The 15402-nt window shown below is 57.8% G+C and carries 13 protein-coding genes and 3 tRNA genes; all 16 read right to left on the reverse strand.

What is annotated here, in order from left to right; genetic code table 11:
- Positions 1 to 45: 45 nt before the first annotated feature.
- Positions 46 to 351, reverse strand: a complete 306-nt coding sequence (locus KGA83_RS02265; protein ID WP_223528127.1) for a DUF6388 family protein — start codon at positions 349 to 351, stop codon at positions 46 to 48.
- A gap of 132 nt (positions 352 to 483) precedes the next feature.
- Positions 484 to 559: transfer RNA gene (locus KGA83_RS02270), tRNA-Thr, on the reverse strand.
- A 204-nt stretch (positions 560 to 763) separates the two neighbouring features.
- Positions 764 to 2869: a polyribonucleotide nucleotidyltransferase gene (pnp, locus tag KGA83_RS02275; RefSeq protein ID WP_108218144.1), complete on the reverse strand. Its 2106-nt coding sequence runs from the start codon at positions 2867 to 2869 to the stop codon at positions 764 to 766.
- A 216-nt stretch (positions 2870 to 3085) separates the two neighbouring features.
- Complete coding sequence (gene rpsO / locus KGA83_RS02280) at positions 3086 to 3355, reverse strand: 30S ribosomal protein S15 (RefSeq protein ID WP_015093441.1); 270 nt, start codon at positions 3353 to 3355, stop codon at positions 3086 to 3088.
- 143 nt (positions 3356 to 3498) lie between these two features.
- Complete coding sequence (truB, locus tag KGA83_RS02285; RefSeq protein WP_108218143.1) at positions 3499 to 4416, reverse strand: tRNA pseudouridine(55) synthase TruB; 918 nt, start codon at positions 4414 to 4416, stop codon at positions 3499 to 3501.
- 3 nt (positions 4417 to 4419) lie between these two features.
- Positions 4420 to 4821: a 30S ribosome-binding factor RbfA gene (gene rbfA, locus KGA83_RS02290; protein WP_007973108.1), complete on the reverse strand. Its 402-nt coding sequence runs from the start codon at positions 4819 to 4821 to the stop codon at positions 4420 to 4422.
- A 159-nt stretch (positions 4822 to 4980) separates the two neighbouring features.
- A complete protein-coding gene (gene infB / locus KGA83_RS02295; RefSeq protein WP_108218142.1) occupies positions 4981 to 7506 on the reverse strand; it encodes a translation initiation factor IF-2 in 2526 nt (841 codons plus the stop codon).
- A gap of 27 nt (positions 7507 to 7533) precedes the next feature.
- Entirely contained in the window at positions 7534 to 9015 is a 1482-nt protein-coding gene (nusA, locus tag KGA83_RS02300) for a transcription termination factor NusA (protein ID WP_008057419.1), read from the reverse strand.
- Between the two features lie 59 nt (positions 9016 to 9074).
- Entirely contained in the window at positions 9075 to 9533 is a 459-nt protein-coding gene (gene rimP / locus KGA83_RS02305; RefSeq protein WP_007993601.1) for a ribosome maturation factor RimP, read from the reverse strand.
- Between the two features lie 138 nt (positions 9534 to 9671).
- Positions 9672 to 9748 (reverse strand) — tRNA-Met (locus KGA83_RS02310).
- 97 nt (positions 9749 to 9845) lie between these two features.
- Positions 9846 to 9931: transfer RNA gene (locus tag KGA83_RS02315), tRNA-Leu, on the reverse strand.
- Positions 9932 to 9953: 22 nt separating this feature from the next.
- Complete coding sequence (secG, locus tag KGA83_RS02320) at positions 9954 to 10337, reverse strand: preprotein translocase subunit SecG (protein ID WP_017336473.1); 384 nt, start codon at positions 10335 to 10337, stop codon at positions 9954 to 9956.
- Positions 10338 to 10341: 4 nt separating this feature from the next.
- Positions 10342 to 11097, reverse strand: coding sequence for a triose-phosphate isomerase (gene tpiA / locus KGA83_RS02325; RefSeq protein ID WP_108218141.1), 756 nt, complete (start codon positions 11095 to 11097; stop codon positions 10342 to 10344).
- 66 nt (positions 11098 to 11163) lie between these two features.
- Complete coding sequence (gene glmM, locus KGA83_RS02330) at positions 11164 to 12501, reverse strand: phosphoglucosamine mutase (protein WP_108218140.1); 1338 nt, start codon at positions 12499 to 12501, stop codon at positions 11164 to 11166.
- 16 nt (positions 12502 to 12517) lie between these two features.
- On the reverse strand, positions 12518 to 13369 hold the full coding sequence (folP, locus tag KGA83_RS02335) for a dihydropteroate synthase (protein ID WP_223528130.1): 852 nt from the start codon (positions 13367 to 13369) through the stop codon (positions 12518 to 12520).
- An 8-nt stretch (positions 13370 to 13377) separates the two neighbouring features.
- The gene (ftsH, locus tag KGA83_RS02340) at positions 13378 to 15288 is read right to left on the reverse strand and encodes an ATP-dependent zinc metalloprotease FtsH (protein WP_108218138.1); all 1911 of its coding nucleotides are present in this window, start codon (positions 15286 to 15288) and stop codon (positions 13378 to 13380) included.
- Positions 15289 to 15402 lie beyond the last annotated feature (114 nt).

Consider the following 15402-nt stretch of genomic DNA (forward strand, 5'->3'; position numbering starts at 1 on the left):
CTATCGTTAACGACCATCGCGAGCAAGCTCGCTCCTACATGAGTATCAGACCACCAGATTGTTCATCTCGCAGTACTCTTCCCACCCGACACCCAACACCTCCGCAGCTTCTTTATGCAGTTTCAGGCGTTCTACTTCGTACTCTTCCGGCGTTGAGGTGTACTTGAGTGTCAGTTCCCACGGCTGCAAGCCCTGGGCTTCGGCCTCGTCCTCGAACGCCCACTGAATCTGGTCCTTCTGATCATCGGCACTCAGGTCCTTGATCTCGTCCATTAGTTCGTGGTTATCAAGCACGTACTTCTTCAGCGCTTCTTCGTGTCTGGCTTCTTGGGTCAATTCTTTTATTGTCATGGCGTTCTCGTTGATCTGGGGAATGGAAGATGGATCTGGATCATCAAGGATCTCTCTGACGCAAAAAACCGTATGAAGCGCGGTTTGTCTGGCCTTCAGAACCATTCGGGATCATCTGAAAACAAGTCTTGCTGGTGCCCGAGACAGGAATCGAACCTGCGACCTTCGCGTTACGAGTGCGCTGCTCTACCGGCTGAGCTACACGGGCGGTGGGCTAAACCTAGCACTGACCACAGAGCCAGGCAACTGACTGCACCACAAAAGCAAAAGATCGCAGCCTGCGGCAGCTCCTACATAACGTCCGCGCGTAGGAGCTGCCGCAGGCGGCGATCTTTTGATCTTTTTTGCACATAGCAAAACGCCCCGAACCAGTCGGGGCGTTTTGTTGTTCAGCGATCAGACGCGGGAAGGTTTAAACGCCCGAAGCCTTGGCTGCTGCCACGTCTTTGATGGACAGCTTGATACGGCCGCGGTTGTCCACGTCCAGTACCAGCACTTCCACTTCCTGGCCTTCTTTCAGGATGTCGGTCACTTTCTCGACGCGAGCATCGCTCAGCATGGAGATGTGAACCAGACCGTCCTTGCCCGGCAGGATGTTGACGAATGCGCCGAAGTCGACGATGCGCTCAACCTTGCCGACGTAGATCTTGCCGATTTCGGCTTCAGCGGTGATGCCCAGAACGCGCTGACGAGCAGCTTCTGCCGCTTCCTTGGTTTCGCCGAAGATCTTGATCGAACCGTCGTCTTCGATGTCGATCGAAGCCTTGGTCTCTTCACAGATCGCACGAATGGTCGCGCCGCCTTTACCGATGACATCACGGATTTTGTCGGTGTCGATTTTCATCGCGATCATGGTCGGAGCGTTGGCCGACAGTTCGGTACGCGACTGGCCAATGATCTGGTTCATCTGGCCGAGGATGTTCAGGCGCGCTTCCAGGGCTTGGCCCAGAGCGATTTCCATGATTTCTTCGGTGATGCCCTTGATCTTGATGTCCATCTGCAGCGCGGTGACGCCTTTGGCGGTACCGGCTACCTTGAAGTCCATGTCGCCCAGGTGGTCTTCGTCACCCAGGATGTCGGTCAGGACGGCGAATTTCTCGCCTTCTTTAACCAGACCCATGGCGATACCGGCAACCGGCGCCTTCATCGGCACACCAGCGTCCATCAGGGCCAGGGAAGCGCCGCAAACGGAAGCCATCGAGCTCGAACCGTTGGATTCGGTGATTTCCGAAACCACGCGGATGGTGTACGGGAACACGTCAGCGGCAGGCAGCATGGCCGAAACCGAACGACGGGCCAGACGGCCGTGACCGATTTCGCGACGACCAGCGCCACCCATGCGACCACACTCGCCTACCGAGAACGGAGGGAAGTTGTAGTGCAGCATGAACGGGTCTTTCTTCTCGCCTTCCAGGGTGTCCAGCAGCTGTGCATCACGGGCAGTACCCAGAGTCGCGACTACCAGAGCCTGGGTTTCGCCACGGGTGAACAGAGCCGAACCGTGAGTCTTCGGCAGAACACCGACTTCGATGTTCAGCGGACGTACAGTCTTGGTGTCGCGGCCGTCGATACGTGGCTTGCCGTTAACGATGTTTTCGCGAACGGTGCGGTATTCGATTTCGCCGAAAGCGGCTTTGACTTCGCTGGCAGAAGGCTGGCCTTCTTCACCGGACAGCTTGGCAACGACCTGGTCCTTCAACTCACCCAAGCGAGCGTAACGGTCGGCCTTGACGGTGATGGTGTAGGCCTGGGAGATCGCTTCGCCGAACTCGGCACGGATAGCGCCCAGCAGTTCGGTGGCTTCTGGCGCAGGAGCCCAGGTCCAGGTTGGCTTGGCAGCTTCGGCAGCCAGTTCTTTAACGGCGTTGATCACAACCTGGAACTCGTCGTGAGCAAACAGTACCGCGCCCAGCATCTGGTCTTCGGTCAGCTCTTTGGCTTCCGATTCAACCATCAGCACAGCGTCCGAAGTACCGGCAACGACCATGTCCAGGCTCGAAGCTGCCTGTTGCTCGTAAGTCGGGTTCAGCAGGTAGCCGGTGCTTTCGTGGAAGGCAACACGGGCAGCGCCGATCGGGCCATCGAAAGGAATGCCGGAGATCGCCAGTGCAGCCGAGGTACCGATCATCGCAGCGATGTCCGGATCGGTCTTCTTGCTGGTGGAAACGACGGTGCAGACAACCTGCACTTCGTTCATGAAGCCTTCCGGGAACAGCGGACGGATCGGACGGTCGATCAGTCGGGAAGTCAGGGTTTCTTTCTCGGAAGGACGGCCTTCGCGCTTGAAGAAACCGCCAGGGATCTTACCGGCAGCGTAAGTCTTTTCCTGGTAGTGAACAGACAGAGGGAAGAAGCCCTTGCCTGGATCGGCTTGCTTGGCACCGACTACGGTCACCAATACGCTGACGTCGTCGTCAACGGTGACCAATACTGCGCCGGAGGCCTGACGGGCGATACGGCCAGTCTCGAGGGTAACGGTCGACTGACCGAACTGGAATTTTTTGATTACCGGGTTCACGGTGTCCTACCTTCTTTGTGGCTCTTGGGGAACTGGTTTCTTGCGAAATTCTTGGGCAACGCCGGGAATCGGCCCGACCGGTTGTCCGGGGTGTACTCACACAGGTAAAGCGGTAAAGCAGACATCCAGATAAAACTTGAGGCTGGAAGCCTGCCATGCGCTGGCGGGAAACCCGCTGACGCACGACAGACAACCAACCTCTAGCGCAATCGCTTATTAGCGACGCAGACCCAGGCGACCGATCAGAGTCTGATAGCGACCCAGATCCTTGCCTTTCAGGTAGTCCAGCAGCTTACGACGCTGGTTAACCATGCGGATCAGACCACGACGGGAGTGGTGGTCTTTACCGTTGGCCTTGAAGTGACCTTGCAGCTTGTTGATGTTGGCGGTCAGCAGTGCAACTTGCACTTCTGGCGAACCAGTGTCACCAACAGCTTGCTGGTAGTCAGCTACGATTTGAGCTTTTTCTTGAACGTCGAGAGCCATGAGGCAATCCTTTTATCAGGAAACTGTTTGTCGAAAAACAGTTTCAACAGGCCAGGGACAAATCCCTGTATCTAAAAATGAGTAGTGACCGTGCCTGTTGACAGCCACCCTCGCCAGCCTGCTGTTACGCAGACTGGTTTCGGTCACTCTGACCGAATCAAGCGACGCGGCGCGATGCGCCCGTCTTCGCTCACTTCACCGATACCGATGAAGCGACCATTGTGATCCTGTACCCGCACCATGCCGAACTTCGGAGCATCCGGGGCACGTACCGGCTGGCCGTTGAGCCAGTAGAACGCACTCGCTTCCGAGAACTGCAACAGTGGCCAATCCAGCAGGCCGCTGTCCGATGGCATCAGGAAGCGATCGACCGCTTCGTTGCCGCCTTCGGCATGTACTGCTTCCAACTCTTCCAGGGTAACCGTCTGCGCCAGGGTGAATGGCCCGGCCTGGGTACGTCGCAGTTCCGCAACGTAAGCGCCACAACCGAGTTGCTCACCGATATCCTCCACCAGGGTGCGGATATAGGTGCCTTTAGTGCAATCCACCGCCAGCCGCGCAGTATCACCTTCGAAGGCCAGCAATTCCAAGCGCGTAATAGTAACAGAACGCGGTTCGCGCTCCACTACTTCGCCTGCACGCGCCAGCTTGTACAGCGGCTGGCCATCGCGCTTGAGTGCCGAGTACATCGGCGGTATCTGACTGATTTGCCCACGAAATTTTGGCAGTACAGCCTCGATGTCGGTGCGACCAACGGTCACCGGACGCTCCTGCAAAACCTCACCTTCGGCATCCGCCGTGGTGGTGGTCTTGCCCAGTTGCGCCAGGGTTTCGTAACCCTTGTCGGAATCGAGCAGGTATTGCGAGAACTTGGTCGCCTCGCCGAAGCACAGCGGCAACACGCCGGTGGCCAGGGGATCGAGACTGCCGGTGTGTCCGGCCTTCTCGGCATTGAGCAACCAGCGAACCTTCTGCAGGGCCGCGTTGGAGGTGAACCCCAGCGGCTTGTCGAGCAGGATGATGCCGCTGACGTTACGACGGATACGTTTGACCTGAGCCACCGATTACTCCTTGGTGTCTTCGGCTTCTGCCGCAACCGGATGCTGATTGTCTTCAGCCACTGCGCGCTCGATCAGGGCCGACAGATGCGCACCGCGTACGACGCTTTCGTCGTAGTGGAAGTGCAGCTGTGGAACGCTGCGCAGCTTCATCTCGCGAGCCAACTGCATGCGCAGGAAACCGGCGGCGGAGTTGAGCACCTTGATGCTTTGGGCAATTTCTTCAGCGCTGTCCTGGCCCATCACGGTGATGAAAATCTTGGCGTGACCGACGTCACGGCTGACTTCCACAGCGGTAATGGTGACCAGGCCGACGCGCGGGTCTTTGACTTCACGACGGATCAGTTGTGCCAGCTCGCGCTGCATCTGATCGCCGATGCGTTGGGTACGGCTATATTCTTTTGCCATGTCTTGTTACCTGTTACTGCCCCACGGTGAAACCCGTGAGGTCTGAAAGCGGCAAACGCCCGGCCTGACAAAAGCCAGACCGGGCGTTGCGTTTAGAGTCCTGTTGACGAGTTGCGCACTTGCATGCGGCTAGCCGTCACGGCTCCTGAAGTGCGCGAATTAGAGGCTGCGAGCAACCTGCACCTTCTCGAAGACTTCGATCTTGTCACCGACCTTGACGTCGTTGTAGCTCTTCACGCCGATACCGCATTCCATGCCGGCACGCACTTCGGAAGCGTCATCCTTGAAGCGGCGCAGGGATTCCAGCTCGCCTTCGAAGATAACGATGTCTTCACGCAGTACGCGGATTGGACGGTTACGGTGCACAACACCTTCGATCACCATGCAACCGGCGATCGCGCCAAACTTCGGCGAACGGAACACGTCACGCACTTCGGCGATACCCAGGATGTTCTCGCGAACATCGCTGCCGAGCATACCGGTCAGGGCTTTCTTGACGTCTTCGATGATGTCGTAGATCACGTTGTAGTAACGCATATCCAGACCTTCCTGCTCGACGATCTTGCGCGCGCCGGCATCGGCACGCACGTTGAAGCCGAACAGTACAGCGTTGGAGGCCAGCGCCAGGTTGGCGTCGGATTCGGTGATACCACCGACACCGCCACCGACCACACGCACTTGCACTTCGTCGTTACCCAGGCCGTTCAAGGCACCGTTCAACGCTTCCAGCGATCCACGGACGTCGGATTTGAGGACGATGTTGAGCGTCTTCTTCTCTTCCTGGCCCATGTTTTCGAAGATGTTTTCCAGCTTGCCGGCGTGAGCGCGAGCCAGTTTGACTTCGCGGAACTTGCCTTGACGGAACAGAGCCACTTCACGGGCTTTCTTCTCGTCGGCAACCACGCTCATCTCGTCGCCAGCATCCGGGGTACCGTCCAGGCCGAGGATCTCGACAGGGATGGCCGGACCGGCTTCCTTGATTGACTTGCCGTTCTCGTCGAGCATGGCACGAACGCGGCCATAGTTCGAACCGACCAGGACCATGTCGCCCTGACGCAGGGTACCGTCTTGAACCAGAACGGTAGCCACCGGACCACGGCCCTTGTCGAGACGGGATTCAACCACAACGCCACGGCCAGGAGCCGATGGAGTTGCAGTCAGTTCCAGAACTTCGGCTTGCAGCAGTACCGCTTCGAGCAATTCGTCGACGCCAGTACCCATCTTCGCCGAAACCGGTACGAACGGCGTGTCACCGCCCCACTCTTCCGACGTCACGCCGTGAACCGACAGTTCGCTACGGATGCGATCGAGATCGGCGCCCGGCTTGTCGATTTTGTTCACTGCTACTACCAACGGTACGCCAGCCGCCTTGGCATGCTGAACGGCTTCGATGGTTTGTGGCATCACGCCGTCGTCCGCTGCAACCACCAGGATCACGATGTCGGTCGCCTTGGCACCACGGGCACGCATTGCGGTAAACGCAGCGTGACCAGGGGTGTCGAGGAACGTCACCATGCCACGGTCGGTTTCAACGTGGTACGCGCCGATGTGCTGGGTGATACCACCGGCTTCGCCAGCAGCAACCTTGGCACGACGGATGTAGTCGAGCAGGGAAGTCTTACCGTGGTCAACGTGGCCCATGACGGTCACGACTGGTGCACGGGAAACTGCCTCGCCTTCAAACTTCAGGGACTCGGCCAGGGAATCTTCCAGGGCGGTGTCGCTGACCAGGGTCACTTTGTGGCCCAGCTCTTCAGCAACCAGTTGGGCAGTTTCCTGATCCAGTACCTGGTTGATGGTCGCTGGAGTACCCAGTTTGAACATGAACTTGATGATTTCAGCAGCCTTGACCGACATCTGCTGGGCGAGATCGCCAACAGTGATGGTCTCGCCGATCTTCACTTCGCGCACGACAGGGCCGGTCGGGCTCTGGAAACCGTGGGCGTTGCGCTTCTTCAGCTTGGCCTTGCCGCGACCACCACGACGGAAGCCATCGCTTTCTTCGTCGGTAGTACGTGGGGCAACGCGTGGAGCCGGCGCCTTTTCCTTGACCGAAGCACGATGCGGAGCGTTTTTGCGCTCGCCGTCGCCGCTACCGCGACGACTGTTGTCGTCGGCACGTGGCTTGTCCGGACGGCGCTGTTCGTCACGCTTGCGGGTATCGACCGCAGGAGCTGGAGCGGCTGCCACAACCGGTGCGCTTTCGCGAACTGGCTCGGCCACCACAGCAGTCGCTGCAACAGGTACGGCTTGAGCGGTCGGCGCAGCAGCAGGCTGGCGACGCGCTTCTTCTTCGGCGCGACGCTTGGCTTCTTCTTCAGCCTTCTGACGAGCAGCATTTTCTACTGCGCGACGTTCATCCAGTTCACGCTTGCGCTCGGCTTCGATTTCTTCCGGGCTGCGCTGTACGAAGACTTTCTTCTTGCGTACTTCAACGCTGATGCTCTTGCTGCCAGCAACCCGCAGGGTGCTGGTGGTTTTACGCTGCAGCGTAATCTTGCGTGGTTCTTCCACTTTCGCCTTGTGGCTGCTTTTCAAGTGAGTCAGCAACGATTGCTTCTCACTGTCAGTCACACTTTCTTCGGCGGCGGTGTGCGGCAGACCTGCCTCACGCATCTGCTGCAACAGGCGCTCTACCGGTGTTTTGACCTCATCGGCCAGTTGTTTCACCGTGACTTGCGTCATGCACTTCTCTCCTCAGGCCGCGCCTAATTACTCGAACCAGTGGGCTCGGGCGGCCATGATCAACTTGCCGGCACGATCATCGTCAATGCCGTCGATGTCGAGCAGGTCGTCAATAGACTGCTCGGCCAGGTCTTCGCGGGTAATTACGCCGCGCACCGCCAGTTCCATCGCCAAATCCTTGTCCATACCCTCAAGCGAGAGCAGGTCTTCGGCCGGATGGGCGTCTGCCAGCTTTTCCTCAGTAGCGATGGCTTTAGTCAACAAGCGATCCTTGGCCCGAGCGCGAAGCTCGTTGACGGTGTCTTCGTCAAAGCCGTCGATGTTGAGCATTTCTTCCAACGGTACGTAGGCAATCTCTTCCAGGCTGGTAAAGCCTTCGTCCACCAGCACCTGTGCCAGATCTTCGTCGACTTCCAGCTCGTCGATGAAGTTGCGCAGGATGTCGCCGGTTTCCGCTTGCTGTTTAGCCTGGATGTCCGATTCGGTCATCACGTTCAGGGTCCAGCCAGTCAACTGGCTAGCCAGACGCACGTTCTGACCACCGCGACCGATGGCCTGAGCCAGATTGTCTGCGCCAACGGCGATGTCCATTGCGTGGGCATCTTCGTCAACGATAATTGCCGCAACCTCGGCCGGGGACATGGCGTTGATCACGAACTGAGCCGGGTTGTCGTCCCACAGAACGATGTCAACACGCTCACCGCCCAACTCACCCGACACTGCCTGGACGCGCGAACCGCGCATACCGATGCAAGCGCCTTGCGGGTCGATGCGTTTGTCCTTGGAGCGAACGGCGATCTTGGCACGCGAACCCGGATCACGGGACGCAGCCATCACTTCGATCAGGCCTTCGGCAATTTCCGGCACTTCGATGCGGAACAACTCGATCAGCATTTCCGGCGCGGTGCGCGACAGGATCAACTGCGGGCCGCGGTTCTCGGTGCGGATTTCCTTGAGCAGCGCACGCAGACGCACGCCAACCCGGAAAGTTTCGCGAGAAATGATGTCTTCACGGGCCAGCAACGCTTCAGCGTTGTTGCCCAGATCAACGATCACGTTGTCGCGGGTGACTTTTTTCACGGTGCCGGAGATGATTTCACCCAGGCGCTCGCGGTAAGCGTCAACAACCTGAGCGCGCTCGGCTTCGCGAACTTTCTGCACAATGACTTGCTTGGCAGTCTGTGCAGCGATGCGGCCGAACTCGATGGACTCGATTTTCTCTTCTACGACATCACCGACCTTGGCGCCAGGATGCGTTTCGGCAACCTTGCTCGGCCAGGTTTCGATGGCCGGATCGTCCAGGTCTGCTTCTTCGACGACCGTCCAGCGACGGAATGTCTCGTATGCACCCGTGTGGCGATTGATTTCCACACGCAGATCAACTTCGTCTTCGAAACGCTTTTTTGTAGCAGTGGCCAGAGCCAGCTCCAGCGCTTCAAAAATCACGTTTGCCGGTACGCCCTTTTCATTGGATACCGACTCAACAACCAGCAGTACTTCTTTGCTCATCGTACGCCTCGCCTTTCGCAAGCCATTGGATCCGCGGGATCCGCAGTATCTGGCACGCCTCAGTCAAAACTGGGAATAATGTTGGCCTTGTCGATCATATCGATCGGCAACAGGAACTCATGGTCTTCTACCTGCACCACGACATCCTGCTCTTCTACGCCGCGCAGAAGGCCCTGAAAGTTGCGTCGTCCTTCAAAAGGCGAGCGCAGCTTGATCTTCACTTGTTCACCGGCAAATTTTGCAAACTGCTCAAGAGTGAACAGCGGGCGTTCCATGCCAGGCGAGGAAACTTCAAGGGTGTATTCAACGGCGATTGGATCTTCAACATCCAGCACACCGCTGATCTGACGGCTGACGATGGCGCAATCGTCCACCAGCACGCCGCCTTCTTTATCGATATAAACGCGCAACATCGAGTGACGACCCTGAGCCGAAAACTCGATACCCCAGCATTCATAGCCTAGGGCCACGACCACCGGGGCCAGCAAGGCCTGCAACTCTTCTAGCTTGCTCGACACCTGAACCCCCTAGTGCATGTATGTGCATGCTATGCAAAATAAAAAAATGGGCGAAACGCCCATCCTTGAAACGCCGTCGAACAGCGGCGTTGAAAGTGTCCAGCTAACAAAAAGCCCCTTAAAAGGGGCTCCTTAAACTGGTTGCGGGGGCCGGATTTGAACCGACGACCTTCGGGTTATGAGCCCGACGAGCTACCAGACTGCTCCACCCCGCGACAAAGCTGGGGCGGAAGTATACGACCGATCCCCTACAGGGTCAATGTAACCTTCCACCTGCAAGAAAGCCCGCAACAGCGGGCTCTCCTGACTAATTGGTACCGAGAAGGGGACTCGAACCCCTACACCCTATGGGCACAACCACCTCAAGGTTGCGTGTCTACCAATTCCACCACCTCGGCAATACTACGTTTGAAACCCTTCTTACTTCTGCTCTTGAGCTGGAGGTACGTCAGTCGCTGGAGTAGCCGACTTTTGCTCTTGAAGCACCGGGACATCATCAGAAGCCGGTTGTTGCTTTGGAACTTCCAGTACCGCTGGATTTGGGAGACCTACTTGAGTCAGCTGGTGAGCCTTCTCTTTAGCAAAGTAACCTAACCCCAAGCTGGTTATGAAAAAACCTGCGGCAAGTATAGCAGTAAACTTACTAAGAAAGGTAGAGGAACCTTGGCTTCCGAACACAGTATTTGAAGCACCTGCTCCGAAAGACGCGCCAGCATCCGCACCTTTACCCTGCTGCAGCAAAACCAGAGCTACTACGCCCAATGCACCCAGCAGATGAAAAACGACTACGACTGTTTCCAGCATTTTTTCAGTTTCCCGCGGCGCGACAGATCGCACCGAACTCATCTGCATTCAGGGAAGCCCCACCAATCAGGCCCCCATCGATATCCGGCATGCCGAACAGTTCGACCGCATTGGCCGCCTTCACGCTGCCGCCGTATAGAAGCCGCACACTTTGCGCGACTTCAGAATTCTTTTCCGCCAACCTGGCGCGAATGGCTGCATGCACATCCTGCGCCTGTTGCGGCGAAGCAGTCAGCCCGGTGCCAATGGCCCAGACCGGCTCGTAAGCGATCACTGCCTTTGCAAACACACCGACACCCAGCTCGTCGATGATGCTGTCCAGCTGCGCCGAAACAACCTCGATCGTTTTCCCGGCTTCGCGCTGCTCAAGGGTTTCCCCTATGCACAACACCGGGATCAAGCCGGATGCCTGTGCCGCTGCGAACTTGCGGATCAGCACTGCGTCCTGCTCGCCCATTATCTGGCGGCGTTCGGAGTGCCCGACAAGCACCAGGGAACAACCTGCATCCACCAACTGACTCGGTGCAACCTCACCGGTCAACGCACCTTGTCCGGATTCCACCGCAGAGTCCTGCGCGCCGACCGAAATCGACTTTCCCTGCAAGCCATCAATCACTTGATTGATATGCAGGCAGGACGGGAATACCGCTACATCAACACCGCTCGGCAAGGCCAAGTCACGAAGGCCGTTGATCAGCTCAGCGACGCTGGCGCGGGTACCGTGCATCTTCCAGTTACCAGCTACCATAGGGCGACGCATGCTGTACCTCGTCGGTCAAAGTGGGCGCAGATGTTACCCAACACAATCATGGCTGGCAAGCCGAAATCAGGCAGAAACTTCAGTTACCAGTTTCGCCAGCTCTTCGGCATAGCCACGAACCTGCGTTTCGTCTTCGCCTTCGACCATCACACGCACCAGTGGTTCGGTTCCGGACTTGCGCAACAACACACGCCCCCGACCTGCCATGGCCTTGGTCACACGCTCGCTGGCTTCCTTGACCGACGGATGATCGAGAGGGTTTGCGCCGCCACCGAAGCGAACGTTGATCAGCACCTGAGGGCATTTGCGCAGCGCCTGACGCGCTTCAGCCAAACCTTGCGCACGGGCTTTCAACGCCTTCAGCACCTGCAACGCGGCGATAATCGCATCACCCGTGGTGGTGTAATTGAAGCAAACGATATGACCCGAATTTTCGCCACCGACCAGCCAGTTGCGCTCCAGCAGATCAGCAATCACATAACGATCACCAACATTGGCGCGGACAAATGGAATCGCCAGGTCGGCCAAGGCCAACTCCAATCCCAGGTTGCTCATCAGCGTACCGACTACACCACCTTGCAGCTTGTCTCGCTCATGCAGGTCGCGAGCAATGATGAACAGCAACTCATCGCCATCGACGATGGCCCCTGTGTGATCCACCATCAATACCCGGTCACCATCACCATCGAAGGCGATACCCAGATCGGCGTGTTCAGCCAGCACAGCGGCCTGCAGTTGCCCCATATGGGTCGAGCCGCAGTTGTCATTGATATTCAAACCATTGGGCTGCGCGGACAAGACCACGACCTCGGCACCCAACTCACGAAACACACTCGGCGCCACTTTATAGGTCGCACCATGGGCGCAGTCGATCACAATCTTGAGGCCGGTAAAGCTGGTACCGGTCGGCACACTGCTCTTGCAGAACTCGATATAGCGACCCGACGCGTCATTGATTCGCGACACCTTGCCGATCTTGCTCGACTCAACCACAGTCATTGGGGTATCGAGCAGCTCTTCGATCATGTGCTCGACCTCATCCGGAAGCTTGGTGCCATTGCCGGAGAAGAACTTGATGCCATTGTCATCATGCGGATTGTGCGACGCACTGATCACGATGCCAGCTTCGGCATGAAAGGTACGCGTCAGGTAGGCAATAGCCGGAGTCGGCATAGGCCCCAGAAGCATCACATCGGCACCTGCCGACGTCAGCCCTGCTTCAAGCGCAGACTCGAACATGTAGCCGGAGATCCGGGTGTCCTTGCCTACCAATACCTTGCAGGCGCCCATCTTGCGGAACGCCATACCGGCAGCCCAGCCGAGCTTGAGCATGAAATCAGGAGTGATCGGGTATTCACCGACACGCCCACGAATACCATCGGTGCCAAAATATTTTTTGCTCATAAGTGCTCCATCATTCTTATTCGGCTGATTCCACTGCGGCAATCATCCGCACCACATCCATTGTTTCGGCTACATCATGGACGCGCAATATACGCGCACCTTTCGTTGATGCCAGCGCCGCAAGCGCCAAACCACCATACAGTCGGTCCCCCACCGGACGATTCAACGCCTGACCAATCATGCTCTTTCGCGAAACCCCGACCAACAGGGGCCGCCCCAAGGCATGCAGGGCTTGCATATGTTTGAACAAGCTCAGGTTGTGCTGCAAGGTTTTGGCGAAGCCAAAGCCCGGATCAAGAATAATCCGTTCGGCTGGAATACCCGCCAATGAACACTGATGCATGCGTTCGGCGAGAAACTCACCGACTTCCCTTGTAATGTCCTGGTACTGCGGATTGTCCTGCATATCGCCCGGCTCTCCCAGCATATGCATCAGGCAAACCGGTAGCCCGGTGGCCGCTGCAGCATCCAGGGCACCATCGCGACGCAACGAACGCACGTCATTGATCAACCCGGCACCCAGGCGCGCAGCCTCACGCATGACCGCTGGCGTGGAGGTGTCGACCGAGATGATGACGTCCAGCTCGCGACTGATGCGCTCGACAATGGGCGCTACGCGTTCCAGCTCCTCCAGTGGCGACACCGCCCTGGCACCAGGACGGGTGGACTCGCCGCCGACATCGATCAGCGTCGCGCCGGCCGCCACCATGGCTTCGGCGTGGCGCATTGCCGCTTCGAGCTGGCTGTATTGGCCACCATCGGAGAAAGAATCAGGAGTGACATTGAGAATACCCATGACATGCGTCTGGGCCAAATCAAGAACCCGGTTGCCGCAAGGCAACCGGGTCGAGGACTGAACAGAAGTCATTTCAAACCTTATACGTCAGCAGCAGGACCGCCGATCGGTGTTTCCGGACGCTCATCCTGCACCACCGGAGGAGTGCCGGAAGTACCCGTGCCACCCGACCAGTCGCGCGGCTCGCGAGGTGTACGACCCGCCATGATGTCGTCGATCTGCTCGGCATCGATCGTTTCGTACTTCATCAAGGCATCGGCCATCGCATCGAGCTTGTCACGGTTGTCCGTGAGGATCTGCTTCGCCGTGCCGTAGCACTGATCGATGATGCTGCGTACTTCGGAGTCGATCAGCTTGGCTGTATCACCAGAGAAGCTTGCATTCTGACCGCCACCGCCGCGACCAAGGAACACTTCACCCTCTTCTTCGGCATACATCAACGGGCCGAGTTTCTCCGAGAGCCCCCATTTGGTCACCATGTTCCGCGCAATCTGGCTGGCGCGCATGATGTCGTTGGAAGCACCGGTGGTCACGCCATCGAAGCCCAGGGTCATTTCTTCAGCGATACGACCGCCGTACAGCGAGCAGATCTGGCTGATCAACGCACGCTTGGACAGGCTGTAACGATCTTCTTCCGGCAGGAACATGGTCACACCCAGCGCACGACCGCGCGGAATGATCGACACCTTGTACACCGGATCATGCTCAGGCACGACACGCCCCACAATGGCGTGGCCGGCTTCGTGATAAGCCGTATTCTGTTTTTCCTTCTCGGACATGACCATGGATTTGCGCTCGGCGCCCATCATGATCTTGTCTTTGGCCAGCTCGAATTCTTTCATTTCGACGATGCGCTTGCCGGCGCGGGCAGCGAACAACGATGCCTCGTTCACCAGGTTCGCCAGGTCAGCACCGGAGAAGCCAGGAGTACCACGAGCGATCACGGCCGGGGCAACGTCGTCGCCCATCGGCACTTTGCGCATGTGCACCTTGAGAATCTGTTCGCGACCACGGATATCCGGCAGACCGACCACAACCTGACGGTCGAAACGGCCCGGACGCAGCAACGCAGGGTCCAGTACATCAGGACGGTTGGTTGCGGCGATCACGATGATGCCGTCATTCATTTCAAAGCCATCCATCTCCACCAGCAATTGGTTGAGAGTCTGCTCGCGCTCGTCGTGACCACCACCCATGCCGGCACCACGATGGCGACCGACCGCATCGATTTCGTCGATGAAGATGATGCATGGAGCATGCTTCTTGGCCTGCTCGAACATGTCTCGAACACGGCTGGCACCGACACCGACGAACATTTCGACGAAGTCGGAGCCGGAAATGGTGAAGAACGGTACTTTGGCTTCGCCGGCGATGGCCTTGGCCAGCAGGGTCTTACCGGTACCCGGAGGACCGACCATCAGCACGCCGCGAGGAATGCGGCCACCCAGGCGCTGGAACTTGCCCGGATCGCGCAGGAACTCGACCAGCTCACCGACTTCTTCCTTGGCTTCGTCGCAACCGGCAACGTCAGCCAGGGTAGTTTTCACCTGATCCTCGGAGAGCAGGCGCGCCTTGCTTTTACCGAAGCTCATCGGCCCGCCCTTGCCACCGGCACCGCCCTGCATCTGCCGCATGAAGAACATGAACACGGCGATGATCACGAGGATCGGGAAGCTGGCAACCAGAAGCTGAGTCCAGATGCTTTGCTGTTCAGGCTGCTTGCCTTCGACCACGACGTGGTTATCCACCAGGTCGCCGATCAGGCCGTTGTCCTGGATCGCCGGGCGAATGGTCTTGAAGCTGTCGCCATCGTTGCGCTTGCCGGTAATCACGTAGCCATCAACCGCCACGCGTTCGACCTTGCCATCCTTGACCTGCTGGATGAAGTCGGAATAGTTGAGGGTCTGCGGCTCGTTAGGGCTGGAGAAGTTGTTCATCACCGTCACCAGGACAGCCGCAATGATCAACCACAGGATCAGATTCTTTGCCATATCGTTCAATTAACTACCCTCTGAAGCAAGCTCCGCTACTGGCGCGCGCTTCGCATGATATTCACCGGCCTAACTTACTACATTACCTACGACTTGGCAGGCGCCGTCTGTAAC

Source organism: Pseudomonas sp. GL-R-19 (assembly GCF_019956375.1).
Taxonomy (GTDB): Bacteria; Pseudomonadota; Gammaproteobacteria; order Pseudomonadales; family Pseudomonadaceae; genus Aquipseudomonas.